Origin of the sequence: Erythrobacter sp. MTPC3 (genome assembly GCF_042854385.1) — a bacterium.
Taxonomy (GTDB): domain Bacteria; phylum Pseudomonadota; class Alphaproteobacteria; order Sphingomonadales; family Sphingomonadaceae; genus Erythrobacter.
The window spans coordinates 271,859-292,319 of the sequence record NZ_BTGP01000001.1 but is presented as its reverse complement, the minus strand read 5'-3'; the positions used below and the strand labels follow the sequence as shown (position 1 = coordinate 292,319).

The 20,461-nt window shown below is 58.8% G+C and carries 22 protein-coding genes and 1 tRNA gene; 6 read left to right on the top strand and 17 right to left on the bottom strand.

All coding sequences use genetic code 11. The features are described from left to right. Positions 1-38: 38 nt before the first annotated feature. From carA to greA, 4 genes are all read left to right on the top strand, one after another. The gene (gene carA / locus ACGHU1_RS01445) at positions 39-1,217 is read left to right on the top strand and encodes a glutamine-hydrolyzing carbamoyl-phosphate synthase small subunit (RefSeq protein ID WP_390582708.1); all 1,179 of its coding nucleotides are present in this window, start codon (positions 39-41) and stop codon (positions 1,215-1,217) included. After that, complete coding sequence (locus ACGHU1_RS01440; RefSeq protein WP_390582706.1) at positions 1,214-1,756, top strand: hypothetical protein; 543 nt, start codon at positions 1,214-1,216, stop codon at positions 1,754-1,756. Before carA ends, ACGHU1_RS01440 begins: the two co-directional genes overlap by 4 nt. Beyond that, positions 1,756-5,079, top strand: a complete 3,324-nt coding sequence (gene carB / locus ACGHU1_RS01435; RefSeq protein ID WP_390582704.1) for a carbamoyl-phosphate synthase large subunit — start codon at positions 1,756-1,758, stop codon at positions 5,077-5,079. Before ACGHU1_RS01440 ends, carB begins: the two co-directional genes overlap by 1 nt. 113 nt (positions 5,080-5,192) lie before the next feature. Then, a complete protein-coding gene (greA, locus tag ACGHU1_RS01430) occupies positions 5,193-5,669 on the top strand; it encodes a transcription elongation factor GreA (RefSeq protein WP_390582702.1) in 477 nt (158 codons plus the stop codon). Positions 5,670-5,687: 18 nt separating this feature from the next. On the opposite strand, the gene ACGHU1_RS01425 is transcribed toward greA, so the two are convergent. The 6 genes from ACGHU1_RS01425 to ACGHU1_RS01400 all read right to left on the bottom strand — a co-directional run bounded on the left by ACGHU1_RS01425 (position 5,688) and on the right by ACGHU1_RS01400 (position 8,629). After that, the gene (locus ACGHU1_RS01425; RefSeq protein WP_390582700.1) at positions 5,688-6,179 is read right to left on the bottom strand and encodes a GNAT family N-acetyltransferase; all 492 of its coding nucleotides are present in this window, start codon (positions 6,177-6,179) and stop codon (positions 5,688-5,690) included. 43 nt (positions 6,180-6,222) lie between these two features. Then, positions 6,223-6,453, bottom strand: a complete 231-nt coding sequence (locus ACGHU1_RS01420) for a DUF4170 domain-containing protein (RefSeq protein WP_390582698.1) — start codon at positions 6,451-6,453, stop codon at positions 6,223-6,225. A gap of 79 nt (positions 6,454-6,532) precedes the next feature. After that, entirely contained in the window at positions 6,533-7,159 is a 627-nt protein-coding gene (locus ACGHU1_RS01415) for a hypothetical protein (protein WP_390582696.1), read from the bottom strand. After that, a complete protein-coding gene (locus ACGHU1_RS01410; protein ID WP_390582694.1) occupies positions 7,156-7,533 on the bottom strand; it encodes a hypothetical protein in 378 nt (125 codons plus the stop codon). Before ACGHU1_RS01410 ends, ACGHU1_RS01415 begins: the two co-directional genes overlap by 4 nt. After that, positions 7,530-8,003 (bottom strand): phage holin family protein, encoded by a 474-nt coding sequence (locus tag ACGHU1_RS01405; protein ID WP_390582692.1) that lies wholly within the window; start codon positions 8,001-8,003, stop codon positions 7,530-7,532. Before ACGHU1_RS01405 ends, ACGHU1_RS01410 begins: the two co-directional genes overlap by 4 nt. A gap of 23 nt (positions 8,004-8,026) precedes the next feature. Further along, positions 8,027-8,629: a hypothetical protein gene (locus ACGHU1_RS01400; protein WP_390582690.1), complete on the bottom strand. Its 603-nt coding sequence runs from the start codon at positions 8,627-8,629 to the stop codon at positions 8,027-8,029. 195 nt (positions 8,630-8,824) lie between these two features. Between ACGHU1_RS01400 and eno the strand changes: the two genes are divergently transcribed. Beyond that, positions 8,825-10,105 (top strand): phosphopyruvate hydratase, encoded by a 1,281-nt coding sequence (gene eno / locus ACGHU1_RS01395; protein ID WP_390582688.1) that lies wholly within the window; start codon positions 8,825-8,827, stop codon positions 10,103-10,105. 18 nt (positions 10,106-10,123) lie between these two features. On the opposite strand, the gene ACGHU1_RS01390 is transcribed toward eno, so the two are convergent. From ACGHU1_RS01390 to ACGHU1_RS01365, 6 genes are all read right to left on the bottom strand, one after another. Then, positions 10,124-10,678 (bottom strand): MarR family winged helix-turn-helix transcriptional regulator, encoded by a 555-nt coding sequence (locus ACGHU1_RS01390; RefSeq protein ID WP_390582686.1) that lies wholly within the window; start codon positions 10,676-10,678, stop codon positions 10,124-10,126. Positions 10,679-10,945: 267 nt separating this feature from the next. After that, positions 10,946-11,161 (bottom strand): hypothetical protein, encoded by a 216-nt coding sequence (locus ACGHU1_RS01385; protein ID WP_390582684.1) that lies wholly within the window; start codon positions 11,159-11,161, stop codon positions 10,946-10,948. A gap of 146 nt (positions 11,162-11,307) precedes the next feature. Beyond that, positions 11,308-11,730, bottom strand: coding sequence for a 6,7-dimethyl-8-ribityllumazine synthase (ribH, locus tag ACGHU1_RS01380; protein WP_390582682.1), 423 nt, complete (start codon positions 11,728-11,730; stop codon positions 11,308-11,310). A 6-nt stretch (positions 11,731-11,736) separates the two neighbouring features. Continuing rightward, positions 11,737-12,984, bottom strand: a complete 1,248-nt coding sequence (ribB, locus tag ACGHU1_RS01375) for a 3,4-dihydroxy-2-butanone-4-phosphate synthase (RefSeq protein WP_390582680.1) — start codon at positions 12,982-12,984, stop codon at positions 11,737-11,739. Positions 12,985-13,109: 125 nt separating this feature from the next. Next, a tRNA-Lys gene (locus ACGHU1_RS01370) sits at positions 13,110-13,185 on the bottom strand. A gap of 99 nt (positions 13,186-13,284) precedes the next feature. Then, the gene (locus ACGHU1_RS01365; RefSeq protein WP_390582679.1) at positions 13,285-13,518 is read right to left on the bottom strand and encodes a hypothetical protein; all 234 of its coding nucleotides are present in this window, start codon (positions 13,516-13,518) and stop codon (positions 13,285-13,287) included. A gap of 328 nt (positions 13,519-13,846) precedes the next feature. On the opposite strand from ACGHU1_RS01365, the gene ACGHU1_RS01360 reads away from it, so the two are divergent. Further along, entirely contained in the window at positions 13,847-14,557 is a 711-nt protein-coding gene (locus tag ACGHU1_RS01360; protein WP_390582678.1) for an autoinducer binding domain-containing protein, read from the top strand. 21 nt (positions 14,558-14,578) lie between these two features. Here ACGHU1_RS01360 and rodA read toward each other — a convergent pair whose 3' ends face one another. Genes rodA through ACGHU1_RS01335 form a run of 5 tightly spaced genes read right to left on the bottom strand, consistent with a single transcriptional unit; the run spans position 14,579 to position 20,335 of the window. Then, complete coding sequence (gene rodA, locus ACGHU1_RS01355; RefSeq protein WP_390582676.1) at positions 14,579-15,697, bottom strand: rod shape-determining protein RodA; 1,119 nt, start codon at positions 15,695-15,697, stop codon at positions 14,579-14,581. Continuing rightward, complete coding sequence (gene mrdA, locus ACGHU1_RS01350; RefSeq protein WP_390583170.1) at positions 15,694-17,772, bottom strand: penicillin-binding protein 2; 2,079 nt, start codon at positions 17,770-17,772, stop codon at positions 15,694-15,696. Before mrdA ends, rodA begins: the two co-directional genes overlap by 4 nt. Beyond that, entirely contained in the window at positions 17,772-18,335 is a 564-nt protein-coding gene (locus tag ACGHU1_RS01345; protein ID WP_390582674.1) for a rod shape-determining protein MreD, read from the bottom strand. Before ACGHU1_RS01345 ends, mrdA begins: the two co-directional genes overlap by 1 nt. Next, complete coding sequence (gene mreC, locus ACGHU1_RS01340) at positions 18,332-19,240, bottom strand: rod shape-determining protein MreC (RefSeq protein ID WP_390582673.1); 909 nt, start codon at positions 19,238-19,240, stop codon at positions 18,332-18,334. Before mreC ends, ACGHU1_RS01345 begins: the two co-directional genes overlap by 4 nt. A 51-nt stretch (positions 19,241-19,291) precedes the next feature. Further along, a complete protein-coding gene (locus ACGHU1_RS01335) occupies positions 19,292-20,335 on the bottom strand; it encodes a rod shape-determining protein (protein ID WP_390582671.1) in 1,044 nt (347 codons plus the stop codon). Positions 20,336-20,461: the final 126 nt, after the last annotated feature.

Here is a 20,461-nt window from a genome sequence, read left to right as displayed (position 1 = left end):
GCGACATTGCTGGAAACACCTGACTCGGAGAGCCCCGAATGGCTTCTGCTGCCTATCGTCCTGCGCAACCAAAGGGAGCGACGGGAATCCTCGTTCTGGCCGATGGATCGGTGATCTGGGGAATGGGTTTCGGATCGGTCGGTTCAGCGGTTGGCGAGGTGTGCTTTAACACCGCGATGACCGGGTATCAGGAGGTAATGACCGATCCCTCTTATGACAGCCAGATCGTCACGTTCACCTTCCCCCATATCGGCAATGTCGGCGCCAATGAAGAAGACGTCGAAAGCCGCGGGCTGGGCGCTGTCGGCTGCATCGTGCGCGAAGAAGTAACCCCGCATTCCAATTTCCGCGCCCGCGACGAATTTATCGAATGGATGGCAGCTCACGGCAAAATTGGCCTGTCCGGCGTGGATACCCGCGCGCTCACCCGACGCGTCCGTATGAATGGCGCGCCCAATGCTGTCATCGCTTATGATCCTGCTGGCAAATTCGACGTCGATGCGCTGCTGCGTCAGGCACAGGAATGGAGCGGGCTGGAAGGGTTGGATCTGGTCCCGCGCGTTTCCCGTCAGGTAAACGAAGATTGGCGCGGCGGGCACTGGCAGCTTGGCTTTGGCTATACCGAGAGCAATCGGGAACGCCCGCATGTCGTCGCCATCGACTACGGGGCGAAGGACAACATCTTCCGCAATCTGGCGAAGGCCGGTGCGAAAGTGACGGTGGTGCCTGCAACCAGCACCATTGATCAGATCATGGCGCTGAAACCGGAAGGCGTCTTTTTATCGAACGGTCCCGGGGACCCGGCGGCGACCGGCGAATACGCAGTGCCGGTCATCAAAGAATTGCTTAACCGCGACGTGCCGATTTTCGGCATCTGTCTGGGCCATCAAATGCTTGCTCTCGCAGCGGGTGCGAAGACGGCGAAGATGCATCAAGGCCATCGCGGCGCCAATCACCCGGTCCAACGGGTCGGAGAAAGCTGGGGCGAGACGCAGGGTCTGGTCGAGATCACGAGCATGAACCACGGCTTTGCGGTCGATGCGGCCACTTTGCCCGACACGCTGGAACAAACGCATGTGAGCCTGTTCGATGGCTCCAATTGCGGTATCGCGGTAAAGGGGAAGAACGCATTCGGGGTGCAGTATCATCCCGAGGCGAGCCCGGGGCCGCAGGATAGCTTTTATCTGTTTGAAAAATTCGTCGGAGGGCTGGGGTGAATATCAGGTCGGGGTTGCTCATCACATGTCTGGCGGCGTTACCCGCCTGTTCGCTGTTTGATGACAGCGATCCGAGAGAGGGCGCGGAAAATGTCAATGCGTGTGTGGCACGTTTCACGGGAGCCATGAGCGCACAGTTCCGCACCAATTTCGACCGATTGGACACCGGGGTCTGGTCCCCGACCTATACGTACGACGTGACGAAAATGGATCTCGAAAATCTCCAAGCCCTGATGGTCGAGGGAAGCGACGAATCCGCCGGGAGACGTTTGACCGCATCAACCAATGAAGTCTCTACTGCGGTCGCGCAGTTCAATGCGATGCCTGTTGATGAAAAGGGCGCTTTTTTCATGGGCCGCGATCCCGCGCTTTACCGCGTTCGCGGCGAGCCTGCGCCCAAAGACAAGCTGATCGCTGCCGGATGCGAACGGCAACAATCCAATATGCGTCTCGTCAGGCTCGACTGGGCGCCGGCGCCTCCTGCACCTGAAGCAAATGACGAGGCCGATGCGGCCACAGAAAACGAGAACACCAACTGATGCCCAAACGCACCGACATTTCCTCCATCCTCGTCATTGGCGCCGGTCCGATTATCATCGGGCAGGCGTGCGAGTTCGACTATTCGGGCACGCAGGCGATTAAGGCGCTGAAAGAAGACGGCTACCGCGTCATCCTGGTCAACAGCAATCCGGCGACGATCATGACCGACCCGGAATTTGCAGACGCGACCTATGTCGAACCGATCACGCCTGAAATCGTCGCCAAAATCATCGCGAAGGAAAAACCTGACGCATTGCTGCCGACGATGGGCGGGCAAACTGCGCTCAACTGCGCGCTGGCGCTGGATGAACAAGGCGTGCTAGCGGAGCACGGCGTGGAGATGATCGGGGCAAAGGCCGATGCCATCGACAAGGCTGAAAATCGGCAACGCTTCCGCGAGGCGATGGATTCTATCGGCCTGGAAAGCGCGCGCAGCGGCGTGGCCAACACCCTGGAGGAAGCGCGCGCCCTGATCGACCACACCGGGCTTCCTGCAATCATTCGTCCCAGCTTTACACTGGGCGGCACGGGCGGCGGGATCGCTTACAACAAGGCGGAATTTGACCGGATCGTGGGCGAGGGGCTGGACGCGTCGCCCACGACAGAAGTGCTGATTGAGGAATCGCTGCTCGGCTGGAAAGAATACGAGATGGAGGTCGTCCGCGACAAGGCGGATAATGCGATCATCATATGCTCCATCGAAAATGTCGATCCGATGGGCGTGCATACTGGCGATTCAATTACGGTCGCCCCGGCGCTTACCCTGACGGACAAAGAATACCAGATCATGCGCAGCGCCAGCATTGCGGTGCTGCGTGAAATCGGTGTGGAGACCGGCGGTTCGAATGTGCAGTTTGCGATCAATCCTGCCGACGGCCGCTTGATCGTGATCGAGATGAACCCGCGCGTGTCGCGTTCATCCGCGCTTGCTTCAAAAGCGACCGGTTTCCCCATTGCACGCGTCGCGGCAAAGCTGGCGGTTGGCTATACGCTCGATGAAATCACGAACGAGATCACCGGTGCGACGCCTGCCAGTTTCGAACCGACTATCGATTATGTCGTGACCAAAATCCCGCGGTTCGCATTTGAAAAGTTCAAAGGAGCCGAGGCGACGCTTTCTACCGCGATGAAATCGGTTGGCGAGGTTATGGCCATTGGGCGCAACTTTGCTGAATCCATGCAAAAGGCATTGCGCAGTCTCGAAACGGGGCTGGACGGGTTTAACCGCGTCCCTGAGCTTGAAGGGGTTCATCGCGATGTCATCAACGCCGCGATATCGCGCCGCACACCCGACCGTATCCTGAAAATCGCGCAGGCATTCCGTGAGGGCCTGAGCGTCACCGATATCAACGCCGTGACCGGTTTCGATCCGTGGTTCCTGCGCCAGATTGAGGCAATTGTCAGGGCGGAGCAGGAGGTGCAGGCCAATGGTCTGCCGACCGATGCGGCCGGACTTCGCAGGCTCAAATCCATGGGGTTTTCGGACAAGCGATTGGCAACTCTGGCCGTCCGCTCGGTCGGGGTCGCGGGCGGCCTCGCCGAAACACAGGCGCGGCGTTCGGGCTTGCTGCATGATGCGTTGCAGGCGATGGCCGGTGCGACGAGCGAGGCCGAAGTGCGCGCGCTACGCCATAAACTCGGCGTTTTGCCGGTGTTCAAAAGGATCGACAGCTGCGCCGCCGAATTCGAGGCGATCACGCCTTACATGTACTCGACCTACGAAGCGCCCAGTTTTGGGGAGGCAGAGGATGAGGCGCAACCTTCCGACCGCAAGAAAATCGTCATTCTTGGCGGCGGACCGAACCGGATCGGGCAGGGCATCGAGTTCGATTATTGCTGCGTCCATGCGTGTTTTGCGCTGGCCGAGCAGGGCTATGAAACGATCATGGTCAACTGCAACCCGGAAACTGTTTCGACCGACTACGACACGTCCGACCGGCTATATTTCGAGCCGCTGACTGCCGAGGATGTGCTGGAAATCCTGCGCGTCGAACAGCAGGCGGGCGAGCTGGTGGGCGTAATCGTCCAATTTGGCGGGCAGACGCCGCTGAAACTGGCTCAGGCGTTGGAGGATGAGGGGATCCCCATCCTTGGCACGTCGCCCGATGCAATCGACCTTGCCGAAGACCGCGAACGGTTTGCCAAGCTGGTCAACAAGCTGCGGCTGAAACAGCCCGATAATGGCATCGCTTATAGCCGCGATGAAGCCGCTGCTGTGGCATCGCGCATCGGATATCCAGTGTTGCTGCGCCCATCTTATGTTCTGGGCGGACGGGCGATGGAAATCGTCGATTCCGAAGCGCAGCTGGATGATTACATCAAGACGGCAGTCAACGTGTCGGGCGACAGTCCGGTGCTGGTAGATCAGTATCTCCGCGATGCGATCGAGTGCGATGTTGACGCGCTGTGTGATGGCGATGAAGTGCGCATCGCAGGCGTCATGCAGCATATCGAAGAGGCCGGAGTGCATTCGGGCGACAGCGCCTGCACGCTTCCGCCCTATTCGCTATCAGACGAGATCATCGCCGAAATGGAGCGTCAGGCGGTCGAACTGGCCAACGCGCTGAAGGTGCGCGGGCTGATGAATGTGCAATTCGCGATCAAGGACGGCGAGGTTTACCTGATCGAAGTTAATCCGCGCGCCAGTCGCACCGTCCCCTTCGTGGCCAAGGCAATCGGACAGCCGGTGGCCAAGATCGCCAGCCGCGTCATGGCAGGCGAAAAATTGGCGACTTTCGAACCGTTCCGCCGCGATTTGCCTTATATGGCGATCAAGGAAGCGGTTTTCCCATTCAGCCGTTTTCCCGGTTCTGATCCAATCCTGACCCCGGAAATGAAATCGACCGGAGAGGTTATGGGGATCGACAAGACGTTCCCGGCTGCATTCCTAAAATCACAAATGGGCGCAGGGATGGCCTTGCCCGATAGCGGGACCGTGTTTGTCTCGGTCAAGAATTCGGACAAGCCGGTGATACTGCCTGCGGTAAAAACGTTGATCGACGAGGGCTTTACTATCATCGCGACAGGCGGGACTCACACTTATCTTAGCGAGCAGGGTCTGGCGGTGGACCAGGTCAACAAGGTTGCAGAGGGGCAGCCGCATATTGTCGACCGGATTATCGACGGCGACATCGCGCTGATCTTCAACACCACTGAAGGTTGGCAATCGCTGCTCGATTCAAAATCGATTCGCGCAACGGCTCTCGAAAAGAAGGTTCCGTACTACACGACTGCAGCCGCTTCGGTCGCTGCGGCGCAGGCAATTGCGGCGATTAAGCCCGAGCAGCTTGAAGTCCGCAGTTTGCAAGACTATTATAGCTGAGAATTAACGCCGCCCCTCCCGACATTCTGTAGCGTCGAGGCCGCCTCAACCAGAGACGGCCACAGTGAAAATGACGCAATCGAGCGGGGCAGGGCAAGATAGAGAGAACTGGAATGGCGACGATGGATAAGGTGCCGATGCTGGCCGAGGGCTATGAGCGTTTGACAGCCGATCTCAAGGTTCTGCGCGATGAGCGTCCGAAGATTGTCGATGCAATCGAGGAAGCCCGTGCGCATGGCGACCTGTCGGAAAATGCCGAATACCACGCAGCAAAAGAGCGTCAGGGCCAGGTTGAGGCCATGATTGGCGATATCGAAGGCAAAATCAGCCGCGCGCAGATCATTGATCCGGCGACGCTGACCGGTAACAAGATCGTGTTCGGTTCAACCGTCACCCTGCTGGACGAAAATGACAAGCCGATCAAATACCAGATCGTCGGCGAAACCGAGGCGGATGCGGCATCGGGACGCATTTCTTTCAGTTCTCCGCTTGCGCGTGCGCTGATCGGCAAGCAGGTCGATGACGAGATCGAAGTGACGGTACCGTCAGGTGACAAGTTCTACCTCGTCCAAAAGATCGAATTCATCTAAATCATCAGGAATAAGTCCCTAATTCAGGGGCTTTTCCATTGCGTAATTGTGAATCGGTACGGCTTTACCGGCCAGCCCGATCGTAAAATCGCGTCTGTGTTGCATGGCGTAACCTGCGCGCTCAAAAGCGGGGCGGGCAAGGTCGCTTGCCTCGGTGTAAAGCCGCGTCAGGCTCAGCGTGCGGGCCTTCATCTCACATTCGGCGAGCAGTTCATCAGCGAGGCCGCGCCTTGTATGATCCGGGTGGCAATAGAGCATGTCCAGATGCCCGTCCGGCTCCAACAAAGCATAGGCTACCGCGATATCATCCGCATTCGCAGCAACCTTTATGTGCGCGCCCGCCGATGCCCGTTCGGTGAACCGTTCAGGCGCTGGATGATGCGCAGCCCAAGCGGCCACTTGTTCAGGATTGTACGATTGCGCGCCGACTTCGTGGATGGCTTTAAGCGTCAGTGCGGCGACGGGAACCGCATCCTCGCTGCGGAAGTCGCGGATTGCGTAAGCCATCATGCACCCCGCCGAGCAGGCCGAGCTTGAGCCCGACCGTTAAATCTCAATTGTCCGGTGTCAGCAATTTGTGGATGTGAACGACGACGTATTTCATCTCCGCATCATCGACAGTGCGGTGCGCCTGTGCACGCCACGCGTCGACCGCATCGTCATACGAACTGAAAACGCCCACCACATGCAGGCTTTCCGGGTCCTGAAATTCAAGACCGCGCGGATCGGACACGCGCCCACCCATTACGAGGTGGAGGCGCTGTGACGGGGTGATTTCTTCCATGACCGGTATCCCTTGCGAAGAATTGTTCAATTGCACGCGCCCCTTACCTGATCGCGGCGCGCGGACAAGGGGGCAGGGGTCAGTTTGCAACGCGATCCTTCGCATCGCGCACGGCCCGCTGCGCACGGCGACGTGTCCGGCGAGTGACGCTGCGTCCCTTGTCGAGCGCGTTTCCAGCCATATGCTGCGTTTCGCGGCGCAATTTGCGTGCGCGGGTCGCCGCGCCGTCGCCAATATCCTCGATCTTGTCCTGACCGGCCTGCGCTGTGTCCATCACGTCATCGATCATCTTAACGCCGTAAGCGACCAGCGCGTCGGCAATCAGCGTGCCAAATTGTGAAACGCTTTTTGTGGATACGTTCCGCGCAGCTGATGCCGTACCGCGAGCCGCATTGTTAACCGCACCCGCGGTCGAAGTGGCCGCCTTCCGCGCGGCGCGGCGTCCCGGAGCGGTCATCAAACCGATAATAACGCCAGCAGCAACAGCGCCGCCAACCACTTTCAGCGGGTTATCTTTCGTATATTGCGTTGCGGCACCGGCAGCCTCCTTTGCCTGATCGGCGAGGGTGCGCTGCTCAATTCGGCGCTCGCTCGCCTCGATCTTGGCGCGCAATTCGTCGCGCTTGTCCGCGGGAGGATTTTCATGCGCTGAGGTTTCTGGGCTGGAGGTTTCGGCGCTATGAGTGTCGGGGGTAGTCTCGGTCATTCGGGTTCTCCGGGGGTCACATAAGCGGCAGGCTCTTCCTCCTGCGGCGTGTTTTCGTTTTCTTCGTTCAGCGCCGGATCGTCTTCACCGATCCGGTCGTCGGCCAGGCCCAGCAGGTCCATAATCGGTCCGCGCGACAGCCAGAGCAGCACTGCGCCGACCAACGCCGCGACGATGCCGCGATTATCTTCGGCGCTATCTTTTGCCACTTCGAGTACGTCTTTAGCGCCGTCACCGACGCGGCCAAACATCCGGCTAGCAATGCCGGCCCCAGACAGTGACGCGCGAACATGCGCGACGTCTGCCATCAAATTCTCTCGAGCCGCATCGCGGATGGCGCGGTCTTCGAAAAACTGCTGGTCGACATTGCTCATCCGTTGCCGTCTCCATTTGCGGAGCCAAACAGCACGCCGAGTTTATCGCCGTTGCGTTTCGCTTTTAGAGCCAGCCATCCTGTTATGAGCAACAGGACGCCCACAACAATGGCGATAGCGCCCCAAATCGTCACCAGGGGCTCCAATGCGATCACCAGGCCGACCGCGAGGGCCAGCACAGCGATGTGAAGCGTAATTGCGGCGACCACGAGCAAGGCAGCAGCCTTGCCAATGCTGACGCCAGCCAGCTTTGCACGGGTCTTTTGAAACGCAACCTCAGCCTCGGCATAGGTGCGCCCGTCATCAATCAGTGCCGCAAGTTCTTCCGTCAGCGACTCGTCGTAGTCAGCGTCATCTTCAGCGACGTCGCTCCCCGCAGCATCGCCAGAGGGCAATGCATCCGCATCATCGGTACCAGCCGGGGTGAACGCGCCGCGTTCCTCGCCTACCGGACTTTCCTCATCACGCATGCAATACCCCCTGCAATGCCGAATTAGTTACGCGATCCGCGGAACATACGTGCCAGCAAAAATCCGGCGACGGCAGCGATGCCCACAGCAGTGCCCGGGCTCTTGCGGACGAATTCGCGGGCATCTTCGCCCAGCTCGTCCACGCTCTTGGCATCAATCTTGGCCGATGTTTCGGCAAGGCTGCGCGATGCGCGGCGGGCATAATCGCCGTATTGCTCGCCTAGACGATCGTCGATCTGCGGGGCGGTGTCGGCGATGACGCGGCCAATGGATGCGATCCCGTCGCTGGTGGCGGACTTTGCATCGACAGCCAGTTCGCCTGCGCGGTCTTTTGCCTTGGCGCCATATGCGCGGGCTTCTCCGGCGAGATCGTCGCCTTTGCTCTTGGCCTGATCGCGGTAATTGTTTGCACGGTCACCGGCTTCCGCGCGGAGTGCAGCAGCACCGGCCTTCGCTTCTTCGAGAGCGGCGTTGAAACGTGTTTTCGCTTCATCGGCAGGTTTTGCGGTCGCGCCGGTTTTCTTTGGTGTTGCCTTCTTCGCGCCAGTTGCCTTGCGCGTTGTTGTCTTGACTGTCGCCGGTTTAACGGCGGTTTTGGTGGTTTTAACGGTTTTTGTGTCGGCCATAAGGTTTCTCTTTGCCCTCCAATATATTGCAATTCCAGAAGGAATACGCGGGGTTGATGTTTTCAAATTAACGCAGCTTGCGCCTTGATGTTCCGAGGAATAGGGGGATTTCGGAATTTCAAGCTGCACACCAGCAGACCCGGCATCGGTCAAGGTGTGTTATCTTCATACAACACTTTTGCATTGGAGCCAAGTATGACCGCCATTATCGACCTGCACGGACGCGAGATTCTCGACAGCCGCGGCAATCCGACCGTCGAAGTGGATGTCCTGCTCGACGACGGCAGTTTCGGCCGCGCTGCGGTTCCTTCCGGCGCGTCTACCGGCGCTTACGAAGCGGTCGAGCTGCGCGACGGGGACAAGGACCGGTACAAGGGCAAGGGCGTTTTGAAAGCGGTTGAAGCCGTGAACACCGAAATCCGCGACCTGTTGATCGGCGCATATGATGCAGAGGACCAGCGCGATATCGATTTGTCGCTGATCGCGCTCGACGGGACCGAAAACAAGAGCCGGATCGGCGCCAACGCGATCCTCGGCACCAGCCTTGCCGTGGCAAAGGCGGCGGCCAATGCGCGCGGTCTACCGCTGTATTCCTATCTCGGCGGAGTGTCCGCGCATGTCCTGCCGGTGCCGATGATGAACATCATCAATGGCGGTGAGCACGCCGACAATCCAATCGACATTCAGGAATTCATGATCATGCCGGTTGGGGCAGACAGCCTTTCTGAAGCTGTGCGGTGGGGCTCTGAAGTTTTTCACACGCTCAAAAAAGGTTTGTCGGACAAAGGGCTGGCCACCAGTGTCGGCGATGAAGGCGGTTTTGCACCCGACCTTGCAAGCACCCGCGCGGCGCTCGATTTCATTATGGCGTCGGTAGAGCAGGCCGGTTTCAAGCCGGGCGAAGACATTGTCCTCGCTCTCGATTGTGCGGCCAGCGAATTTTACAAAGACGGCAAGTATGAAATTTCGGGCGAGGGGCTGAGCCTCGATGGCGTGCAGATGGCCGATTATCTCGCTAAACTGTGCGGGGACTATCCGATCAAATCGATCGAGGACGGCATGGACGAAGATGACTTTGCCGGTTGGAAAGCGGTGACCGATGCCATCGGTGACACGGTGCAGCTGGTCGGCGATGATCTGTTCGTGACAAACCCGTCGCGGCTTTCCGACGGCATCGAGCGCGGTCTTGCCAATTCTCTGTTGGTAAAGGTCAACCAGATCGGCACCCTTACCGAAACGCTGGCTGCGGTCGATATGGCGCACCGCGCGCGCTACACCTCTGTTATGAGCCATCGTTCGGGCGAGACAGAGGACGCGACCATTGCCGACCTGGCCGTCGCGACCAATTGCGGGCAGATCAAGACGGGCTCTCTTGCGCGGTCAGATCGTCTGGCGAAATACAATCAGCTGATCCGCATCGAAGAAGAACTGGGCGACAGCGCGGTCTATGCCGGGCGCGGTTGTTTCGGCCGCTAAAGCCCGGATCGCGGCGGCTTAACCGGTCAACGCGCGAGCAAAGTGGGCATCCATCGCCGCAAGCCCGGTTTCCGACAATTCGACGAGCACGCGCCGCTGATCTTCTGGATCGTGCGTGCGCTTTACAAAACCTTCATCGGTGAGCACTCCGAGCCAGCGCAGTCCGGTGGTGGAGGGGGCTGCCGATCCGATGCAGGCGCTGGAAACCGAGACAGGATTGCCCTCTGCATGTGCGACATACAGATCTAGCAGGATATCCCAGGCAGGCTCTCCAAACAGTCCTGGCGTCCCGAATATCGCCTCCCGATCCCTGCGAATGCGGTAAACGTCGCGCGCCATGGCCGCAAAGGCGGCGCGCTGGTCAGCATTCTCTTTCTTATGGGTCGTGACTGGATCATTATGTGCGGAAAGCGTCACCGGGCCACTGAAATCCCCGGACATCAATCGCTGCGCGATAAGCGACAATTGTTCGGCCAGCGGGCGCAGTTCACTAAGGTCGGTGGGCCTGTCGCTGCCTCGACGGCTTTCGTCATTACCGATGTCATGCAGGTCTCTGGGATGCGGATTACCCATTGCTGACCCGCCTATTGTAGTGGTTGGGAGGTGCGCTGTTTGAAAGGCTGCGAGCGCGCTCTTGCTGCGCGGCCGTAAACGCCGCGCGGCAGCAGGTCGGAATTTCCCCTGTGTCCGAGCTTGAAATTTGCATCGCTCCTCCTGACGGGGAAGCATCAACCGTGACTTAAAGGTGCTATCCCCTTGGCCGATTTAATAGGCAAGAAGCGCAGCTGCGGTCATTAAGGGTGAACCCCTAGTCTTTGAAAGATCGAGGCAATCTGGAGGTCAGTATGCATTGTGCAAACTGATCAAGGTCGGATCGAATGGGGTTGCAACCACTTCATTCACGATCTCGATATTGCTGCGCAGCTGTTCGATTGCCGCGTTCACGTGGATGGCGGCAATGCCTGCCCCCATCGCGTCCAGTTTAATGAGCTGCCGCTCTAAAGTGTAGAGAACCGTATGGAGGTCATGAACCTCTGGAAGGTTTGCTTCGATCATAGTTACAATCCAATCAGTATTCGCGACCCCGGGATGACGACATTCCCGTCTCGCGAACGCCGTGAGAGTATTCTACGCCCCGCTTATGAATTTCTACATCCGTGTAAATACGTATATCTGAGCGGTTTTTGCCCCTATTTCCGCTATTAACGCGCGAAACGCGTGCTCAGATCAAGCAGGGCAATCGCCGCTTTCGCAGCTTCGCCGCCTTTATCCTTTTGCGCTGGATTGGCCCGGACCAGCGCCTGATCGTCATTTTCTACCGTCAGGATGCCGTTGCCAATCGGAATGCCGTCCATGGTTAGCGCCATGATCGCGCGCGCGCTTTCACCGGCGACGATTTCAAAATGGTAGGTTTCTCCGCGGATCACGACGCCAATGGCGACGAAGCCATCATACTCGCCGCTCTCAACCGCGAGCGCGATTGCCCCAGGGATCTCAAGCGCTCCGGGAACGGTTAGCACTTCCGCTTCGTGCCCTGCAGCTTCGATAGCCGCCTTGGCACCCGCGATAAGCATATCGTTCAGCTGCGCATAAAAACGCGCCTCGACAATCAGGAAACGGGCCATGTTCTATTACTCCGGGATGGATTTGAAATCGGTGATGGTCAGGCCGTATCCTTCGATGGCGACCAGGTCGGGGCGGGAATTGGAAAGCAGGATCATTTCGTTCACGCCGAGATCCGCGAGGATTTGCGATCCGATGCCGATATTGCGAATTTCCTCGTCCTGGCTCCATTCTTTCCCGCCGATCCGGCTTGTCAGGATCACGATTATGCCGGAGCCGTGATCGCCGATTGTGCTCATGGCGCGCTGAAGCGTGCGTTTGCGTGAGCCGGGCTGACCGAGAATGTCGTCGAACACAGAAATGGGGTGCACACGGGCGAGGGTAGGCTGGTCCGGCGCGACATGCCCTTTCTGCAAGACATAGGCCTGACTGTTTTCGACCGTGTTGCGGTAGGTTATCAGTCGCCATTGGCCGCCATAATCACTCTCGAACGTGTCTTCGCCGATGCGCTCGACCAGGTGATCGTTGCGCATCCGGTAGGCGATAAGATCGCGGATCGTCCCGATCTTGAGATTGTGCATCCGGGCAAAGGCCACCAGATCATCCAGCCGCGCCATCGTGCCGTCATCGTTCATGATCTCGCAGATGACACCGCTGGGGTTGAGACCGGCGAGACGGGAGATATCAACCGCTGCTTCTGTGTGCCCGGCACGAACCAATGTTCCGCCATTGCGTGCCATCAACGGGAAAACATGTCCGGGCGTAACAATGTCTTCGGCACCCTTGGTCGCGTCGATGGCGACTGAGACCGTGCGCGCCCGATCAGCTGCCGAAATTCCGGTGGTGACACCTTCTTTCGCCTCAATTGAAATGGTGAAAGCGGTCTGCATGCTTTCCTTGTTGTTGCGGCTCATCGGTTCAAGACCAAGTTCATCAACTCGCGCCTTGTCCAGAGCGAGGCAGATCAGGCCGCGCCCGTGGGTCGCCATGAAGTTGATCGCAGCGGGTGTCGCCATCTGGCCGGGGATGATCAGGTCGCCTTCGTTCTCACGGTCCTCATCATCGACAAGAATGTACATTCTGCCATTGCGCGCCTCGTCAATGATTTCTTCAATACCGACAAGCACGGGGCGTTCATCATTCGCATCCAGAAACGTCTGAAGCTTTGCCAGCGTGTCGGCAGTGGGGTTCCAGTCCGATGCGGAGGCATCGCGCAGCGTGTTGGCGTGAAGGCCAGCCGCGCGGGCCAGGCCGGCTTTGGTGAACTCGCCAGATGAAACGAGATCGCGGACGCGTGTGATGATTGATGTGCTCATGCAGCCTCTTTATCACATTGCAATGTGATGGCAAGGCGGCGCGATATGCTCAGACTTAGAGCCAAATTGCCAAAACGCATCGCAGGCAGAGCGTTCTGGCTTGCAGGGTAACGGTGATTTGATGGTGGTGGACGCACTTGGGTTCGAACCAAGGACCCGCTGATTAAGAGTCAGCTGCTCTACCAACTGAGCTATGCGTCCATTCCGATCTGCACCGGACTGCTATGTTCGGGCGCAAAACCTGCGGCTCGAATCAAGCGAGGCGCTGCATATAGCGACGCGGGCCGGGATGAAAAGGGATTAGGCTGCGCTTTTTTGCTGTGCGCTGGAAAGCTGGCTGCGCATTTCATCGGTGAGGATGATCGACGATGCCAGCACATCGTTCGCTTCGCGTTGCAAGACGACCATCTGCGACTTTTCCAATTCAGCAACAGCTTTCAACGCTTGTGGCTGGGTGAGGGGTGTCACTTGATGCAGCAGGCGCAACGTAGTCGGCATGTCATTCTGCTCGCGCGAGTAGATGGCCTGGGCCACAATCGCGGCCCGGGAAACACGGTCGGTTGGCGTGGTCGGACGGGCAAACTTGCCTAGGCCCAGCTTTCTGCACAAGGCAGCGCCTCTCTCGCCAATGCGAAACATGAAGCTCTCCGTAAACGGTGTTCTGCGAGGGTTGCCTGGCGACAGGGGTCTTTGGGGGGAACCCCGCCGCCAGGGCTTTCACGTCCAACTTTCGCCAGCGTTTGACCGCTGGTTCGCGACCCGAACGTGGGCACTCGTTAAAGTAACCTTGACCATATATGAGCTTAGTTGACGTTTGCGGAAAGTCGCCCAATTGGGGGACGTTGTGTATCGTGCCCGTTCGATGCAGAAGCATTTCGCAAAGATTGAGACGCTCGATGATATTGGAGACGTCCTCTGGTACGCGGCAGGCGTGTGCACCGATTTGGGCGTAATCCGTCAAAGCTATCATTTCACTCCGGTTTTCGAGGGGCCAACATCGGCAAGCACTGTGGTGCACGCCATTGGCTTCGATCCTGAATGGCTAAAGCTCTACGACGAGTCGGGCTTCAGGGAGAAAGACCCTATTCCTTCGCGCATTATGGATTACGGCCTGATGATGACCTGGAAACACGCGATCGAGCTTGCCTCGAATACGCCCGAGAACGAGGAATATTTTGCCGCGATGCGCGAATTTGGTCTCGAGCACGGCTTTGGCGTTCCGCTATTTGGTCCGCGCTGTCGTAGTGCATATGCCTCCTTCGACTTCGGGCACCCTATAAGCGAGGAAAAGGACAAGACACTCGGCATCATTCGCAGCGTGTCGCAGGCGGCTCACCAGAAAGTGTGCGTCCTGCTGGATGAAGAGATGGGCGGCGTCACCCTGTCTCAGCGCGAACAGGAAGTGCTGGATTGGATCGTCAGGGGCAAATCAGCATCAGTCATCGCTGAAATCCTCGATCTGTCGCCCGATACAGTCAGGACATACGCAAAGCGGATTTACGCAAAACTGGGCGCGACCGACCGGGTTGGGGCCGTGGTCAAGGCGTTGAAGATGGGATTGATGCGCGGCTGACCTTGCGCATCATCTGCCGCTTTACCCGCTGAGGCCGCCGCGCGGTGCGTCGCGGTTCCAGCTGTTAACCATCATCAGCGATCCGATGCAGATCATGTTTGTCAGCATCGAAGAACCGCCATGGCTCATAAATGGCAGAGGAATACCCACGACCGGTGCAAAGCCCATAACCATCAGAAGGTTGACCGCGATGTAGAAGAATATCGTGGCCACCATTCCCGACGCGAGCAGGTTCGAAAACCGGTCCCGGGAAGCGAGCGCTACCTTCCAGCCCCACCGCAGGATTATCGCGAAAATCGCAAGGACAAACAATCCGCCCAGCAGGCCCCATTCCTCCGCCATCGTGGCGAAAACGAAATCGGTGTGGGGTTCGGGGAGGTATTGCAGGTGGCTTTGCGATCCGTTGTTGAACCCCTTGCCGAAAATCCCGCCGGACCCGATGGCAATTTTGGACTGGGTGATGTGATAGCCTGCACCCAACGGGTCCGCCTCTGGGTCGAACATCGTCAGAACGCGGCGCTGCTGGTATTCCTGAAGCCCGAAATAAAACGCGACAGGCGCCGCCGCCGCTGCTGTCAGCCCGGCTCCGATAAACCAGCGCAGCGGCAGTCCGGCGAGCAGCATGACCACGCCGCCGCCAAATGCAATGGCGAGCGATGTGCCCAGATCGGGCTGCAACAGGACGAACGCCATTGGCAGGCCAATCAATATGCCGGGCAGCACAACCGCGCGCCAATTGGCGAACATTCCGACAGGCAACGTCGAGAAATAGTGCGCCAGCGTCACGACGACGACCGGCTTCATAAGCTCGGATGGTTGGAGCACTATCGGCCCAAGGTTGAGCCAACGCTGGCTGCCCCCATTGACCTGTCCGATGATCTCCACCGCGATCAGAAGCAGTAAAACAACGATATAGGCCGGGTAGGCCATAAATTTGACGAGCGGCCGGGGCAGGGAGGCAATTACGGCTGCCATCACCATGAACACGCCAAACCTGATCAGGTGCGAAGCGGCGAATGGCTGCATTGATCCGCCCGCTGCAGAATACAATACCGCTGCGCCGAACCCGACAAGCATAAACAGCGGGATCAACATGCCCCACGGTTGGCGCGCAATGGGTTCAGGGATGATCCGGTTCACGGCTGCGCGGCCTCGGCAGGGGGAGGCGAACCGGAGGCGGCGGGGTCCGGGCGCGGTGCAATCGCGTCTTCGGCGATCGCTTCAGACTGGGCCGCAGCCAGTCGTGCCTCGGCCTCGACCTGGTCGAAAATATCCTCATCGCGGCGCGGCGGTGGCTTAACCGTGGCGCCGCGTTCGGCGGCGTAGGCTGCGTACCGGGTTTCCAAACGCTGCTGCGCGGTGCCGCCCCATTGTTTTTCAAGCGCATCAAGGGCTTCCAATCCCTTTTGCGGATCAAACATGAAAGTCATGACATCGCGCGCAATTGGATAGGCTGCGCCGGACCCGCCGCCATGTTCGATCACGACCGCGCCGGCATAACGCGGGTTTTCGGTCGGAGCGAAGAATGTGAACAGGCCGTGGTCACGGTATTTCCACGGCCCGCTGCGGCCATCGGAAACGCTGAGCGAGACGACCTGCGCCGTGCCGGTTTTGCCCGCCATCTGCACGTTATCCAGCGGCAGCCGTCCGCGGCCCGCCGTGCCCGGGCCGTTCACAACATCGCTCATCGCCTGACGGATGTAGTTTATCTCTTCAGCGGCGAAGTTGTAGCTTTTCGCGTTCGACGGCTGACCGTCGAGAATTAATCGGGGGTTGAGAACTTTGCCGGTCGCCAGCCGCGCACTCATCACTGCCAATTGCAGTGGGCTCGTGAGATAATAGCCCTGACCGATCGAGGCATTCACCGTGTCATAAGGCTGCCAAGCGCGGTCAAACTTGTTCATCTTCCAGTCGGAGGTCGGCACAGTCCCGTAAAACTGGCTGGTCACCGGCAGCGGAAATTCCTGCCCCAGTCCAAGCTCCTTGGCGAAGCTTGCCACATTGTCGAAACCGACTTGCTGGGCGAAATGGTAGAAATAGCTGTCGCAGCTTTGGTAAATGGCCTTGCCCATGTTCACGACGCCGTGATTGCTCCAGCAATTGAAGAACCGGTTTCCGATCCGCCGCCCGCCGCCGCAAATGATGGTCTCATTCGGGTCTATCCCGGCTTTGAGGAAAGACATGCAGTGCATCGGTTTTACCGTTGATCCGGGCGGGTAGAGCCCTTTCAGCACCTTATTACGCAGCGGCACGCGCACATCCTCGCGCAGCATCGCATATTCGACACTGCCGATGCCGTCGGAAAAGCTGTTCGGATCAAAGCTGGGCATGGACGCCATGCACAAAAGGTCGCCGGTCAGGCAGTCCATGACAACAACCGATCCGCTTTCCAAACCGATGCGCCGCGCGGCGTAATCCTGAAGCGGGCCATCAATCGTCAGCTTGACCGGATCGCCCTGAATGTCTTCACGCGTTTCCAGATCGCGGATGATGCGCCCCGATGCGGTCACCTCTACCCGGCGCGCACCAGGCACTCCGCGAAGTTCCTGTTCAAACTGTTTTTCGAGGCCGTCCTTGCCGATCTTGTATCCGGGCGTGATCAGGATCGGGTTGCGATCCTCTTCATATTCCTCAGCCGATGCTGGACCCACATAACCGATCAGATGCCCCACGCTGGAGGCAGTCGGGTAAAAGCGCGAGAACCCGCGCTGCGGCACGACGCCCTGCATATCGGGGAGGCGCACACTTAACGAGGCGAACTGCTCGTAATTCAGGCCGCTGGCAACCTCGACCGGCGCAAAGCCGCGCGCTGTCGTCAGCTCCTGCTTGATATCTGCGATGCGCGCTTCATTCAGTTCCAGCAGCTCGCCGATCTCATCGATTGTCGCGTCGGGATCGACCAGCCGTTCTGGAATGACATCGACACGGAAATCGGCGCGGTTGGAGGCGAGGGGGGCGCCATTGCGATCAAGGATCCAGCCGCGGCGCGGCGGGATAAGCGTCAGGTTGACGCGGTTGCTTTCGGATTCGAGCCGGTATTTCTCGTTTTCCGCAATTGCCAGATACCCCATTCGGACCGCCAGAAGCACTCCGATACCGCCCTGAATGGTGCCGATAACCATGCTGCGCCGGTCGAACGTGTTCTTCAGCGTCGAGGCGTTGATCATCGGGGTGCGGCGTTTTTGACCGCGTTTTTTCTTGAAAAGGCCTGCCATCATCCGACCCTTCGCGCGCGGGCCAGTCGGTACCGGTCAAGCCACGCGACCAGTCGGGACAGCACTGGGTACAGCAGGATCGCGAGAACGATCTGCGGGACTGCAGCCAGAAACAATGGCAAGGAAAGAGTTGCACCGGACATCACCATGGCGGCGGTGATGTAGATAACCAAGGCTATACCTGCGGTGAACCAGTCCTGCCAGAACCCCCGCCACGGAAAGCGCGCCTCGATCATTTCAAGCACAATCATACAGATCGACCATAGCAATATGCCGCTGCCAAACGGTTGCCCGCTAAACAGATCGTCAAATGCGCCCAGCGGCACTCCGATCCAAAGCGGGAGAAACCCGGGACGCATGATACGCCAGGCCAGCAGCATCATAAAGCCTGTGGGCGGCAAGATCGGCATCAGCGGGGCGAGGAAGAAGACCGGAAACAGCGATCCGATCATAATGCTGACATATGGGACCGTGTTTGCCCGCCACGGTGCGACCGTGCGTCCGATACCGCCGCTGAAACGGCTCGCGCTGCGACGCGGTGGCGCTCCCAGACCGTCCCTCAATTCCTCTCCTCCGCTTCGGAAAGCGTCATTTCCGAAGGGACATCCGATGCTGCGGTGGATTCAGGTTCGTAGATTGGCTCTACCGAGACAAAATCGGTGGCCGAGGGGTTGGCGACCAATCGCGCGATCCCGCCATCGGGGGTCAGTTCGCTGAGGATCGCGACTGCAACACCCGGCCGATAATATCCGCCAGCGCCGCTGGTGACGAACACATCGCCTATTTCGAGCGGGTTCAATCCCAGGTTGATCAGACGGATGCGAACCATCCCGTCGCCGCGCCCTTCAGCAAAAGCGACCGTTTCATCCGTGGAGCGGCGCACTGGCAGCACGCTTTCGGTGTCGGTCAGCAGCAGGATGCGGGACGATGATCGCGCCACTTCGAGCACGCGGCCGACGACGCCGCGCGGGGAACGCACCGGCATTCCAACCTCGATACCTTCGGAACGCCCCTTGCCAATGTAAGCAAAGCGGCGGCTGCTGGTGGATGTCGATCCGGTCAGTCGGGCAACGGCAATCGGCTCAATCTCGCTTTCAGCAAGGGCGAGCAGCGATTTCAGCCGTTCGTTTTCCAGCGCGACAGCCTCTGCCTCTTTCAGCCGGATGCGGGCGATTTCCATCTCTTTACGCAAAGCTTTGTTCTGGACGCCCGCATACCAGAAACCCGTCACCGTATCCCAGATGCCGTTTGAACCGCTGCGAACCACCGCAGTGCCTTCGCCCACCGGCGCGACCACGTCGCTTGCGCCGCCACGCAGCGGGGCGAGGGCAGCAGGCTGCCAAAGGGACAGGGCAAGCAATGCGAGGCCCAGCAAAGCGCCAAGTGCGGCCAACACATAGCCGGTAAATACCGAATACTGGGCCTTTTTGGAAAACCCCGATGATCGGCGCGATGACGGCGGCGCCATGCCCGTAATCCTCTCTTAAAGCCAATCAGGCCCGCAAAGGCCCGGTTGAGATTATGCGCTCATCAAAACGCCGCGATAGACAGGGTCTTCCATCGCACGGCCAGTACCGATTGCGACGCAGGTGAGCGGATCTTCCGCGATGGAAACCGGCAGGCCCGTTTCTTCGCGCAAATGTTCATCCAGCCGGCGGATCAATGCGCCGCCGCCTGTCAGGACGATGCCCTGATCGACGATGTCGGCAGCGAGTTCCGGTGCGGTGTTTTCAAGCGCGATGCGAACCCCTTCGACAATGGCGCCAATTGGTTCGCTCAAAGCCTCTGCCACGTGGGACTGATTGATCGTGATTTCTTTCGGCACGCCGTTTACCAAATCGCGGCCTTTAAGGGTGATCGTCTCTCCAATGCCGTCTTCAGGCACCACGGCGATGCCGTAATCCTTCTTGATCCGCTCAGCCGTTGCATCACCGATCAACAGGTTGTGGTGGCGGCGGACATAGGAGACGATGGCTTCGTCCATCTTGTCACCGCCGGTGCGGACAGAGGTGGTATAGGCGAGGCCGCGCAGCGAAAGGACGGCAACCTCGGTCGTGCCGCCGCCAATGTCGACCACCATCGATCCAACAGGCTCAGTCACAGGCATGTCGGCACCGATTGCCGCTGCCATCGGCTCAAGGATCAGGTGAACTTCAGACGCGCCAGCGTTGGAGGCGGCGTCCCGGATCGCGCGCTTCTCAACCGAGGTCGATCCCGATGGCACACAGATCACGATTTCAGGGTAGCGGAACAGATTGCGCTTCCCATGCACTTTACGAATGAAGTGCTTGATCATCTCCTCGGCGATTTCGATGTCGGCGATAACGCCGTCACGAAGGGGACGGATTGCTTCGATGGTGTCGGGTGTCTTGCCCATCATCATCTTGGCATCATCGCCCACAGCCTTGACCCGCTTGATCCCGTTGATCGTCTCGATCGCGACCACGGATGGTTCGTTCAGGACGATGCCCTGATCCTGCACATAGACCAGCGTGTTCGCCGTTCCGAGGTCGATTGCCATGTTCTGCGAACCGAATTTGAAGAGATTTGCAAAGAAGCTCATTATATCTGGTATTCCATGGATTTCGGGGTCGCTGCGTGCCGCTCCCCCATGGTTAATTAAGCCTATCAAGGCTGTACATGTTCCGCGTAGCGAATCTGAATATAAAAGGCTAAAATAATTGTTGAG

Coding starts and splice junctions, on each gene's coding strand:
- carA (WP_390582708.1), top strand. CDS start 39: ATGGCTTCTGCTGCCTATCGTCCTGCGCAACCAAAGGGAGCGACGGGA.
- carB (WP_390582704.1), top strand. CDS start 1,756: ATGCCCAAACGCACCGACATTTCCTCCATCCTCGTCATTGGCGCCGGT.
- greA (WP_390582702.1), top strand. CDS start 5,193: ATGGCGACGATGGATAAGGTGCCGATGCTGGCCGAGGGCTATGAGCGT.
- ACGHU1_RS01425 (WP_390582700.1), bottom strand. CDS start 6,179: ATGATGGCTTACGCAATCCGCGACTTCCGCAGCGAGGATGCGGTTCCC.
- ACGHU1_RS01420 (WP_390582698.1), bottom strand. CDS start 6,453: ATGGAAGAAATCACCCCGTCACAGCGCCTCCACCTCGTAATGGGTGGG.
- ACGHU1_RS01415 (WP_390582696.1), bottom strand. CDS start 7,159: ATGACCGAGACTACCCCCGACACTCATAGCGCCGAAACCTCCAGCCCA.
- ACGHU1_RS01410 (WP_390582694.1), bottom strand. CDS start 7,533: ATGAGCAATGTCGACCAGCAGTTTTTCGAAGACCGCGCCATCCGCGAT.
- ACGHU1_RS01405 (WP_390582692.1), bottom strand. CDS start 8,003: ATGCGTGATGAGGAAAGTCCGGTAGGCGAGGAACGCGGCGCGTTCACC.
- ACGHU1_RS01400 (WP_390582690.1), bottom strand. CDS start 8,629: ATGGCCGACACAAAAACCGTTAAAACCACCAAAACCGCCGTTAAACCG.
- eno (WP_390582688.1), top strand. CDS start 8,825: ATGACCGCCATTATCGACCTGCACGGACGCGAGATTCTCGACAGCCGC.
- ACGHU1_RS01390 (WP_390582686.1), bottom strand. CDS start 10,678: ATGGGTAATCCGCATCCCAGAGACCTGCATGACATCGGTAATGACGAA.
- ACGHU1_RS01385 (WP_390582684.1), bottom strand. CDS start 11,161: ATGATCGAAGCAAACCTTCCAGAGGTTCATGACCTCCATACGGTTCTC.
- ribH (WP_390582682.1), bottom strand. CDS start 11,730: ATGGCCCGTTTCCTGATTGTCGAGGCGCGTTTTTATGCGCAGCTGAAC.
- ribB (WP_390582680.1), bottom strand. CDS start 12,984: ATGAGCACATCAATCATCACACGCGTCCGCGATCTCGTTTCATCTGGC.
- ACGHU1_RS01360 (WP_390582678.1), top strand. CDS start 13,847: ATGCAGAAGCATTTCGCAAAGATTGAGACGCTCGATGATATTGGAGAC.
- mrdA (WP_390583170.1), bottom strand. CDS start 17,772: ATGGCAGGCCTTTTCAAGAAAAAACGCGGTCAAAAACGCCGCACCCCG.
- mreC (WP_390582673.1), bottom strand. CDS start 19,240: ATGGCGCCGCCGTCATCGCGCCGATCATCGGGGTTTTCCAAAAAGGCC.
- ACGHU1_RS01335 (WP_390582671.1), bottom strand. CDS start 20,335: ATGAGCTTCTTTGCAAATCTCTTCAAATTCGGTTCGCAGAACATGGCA.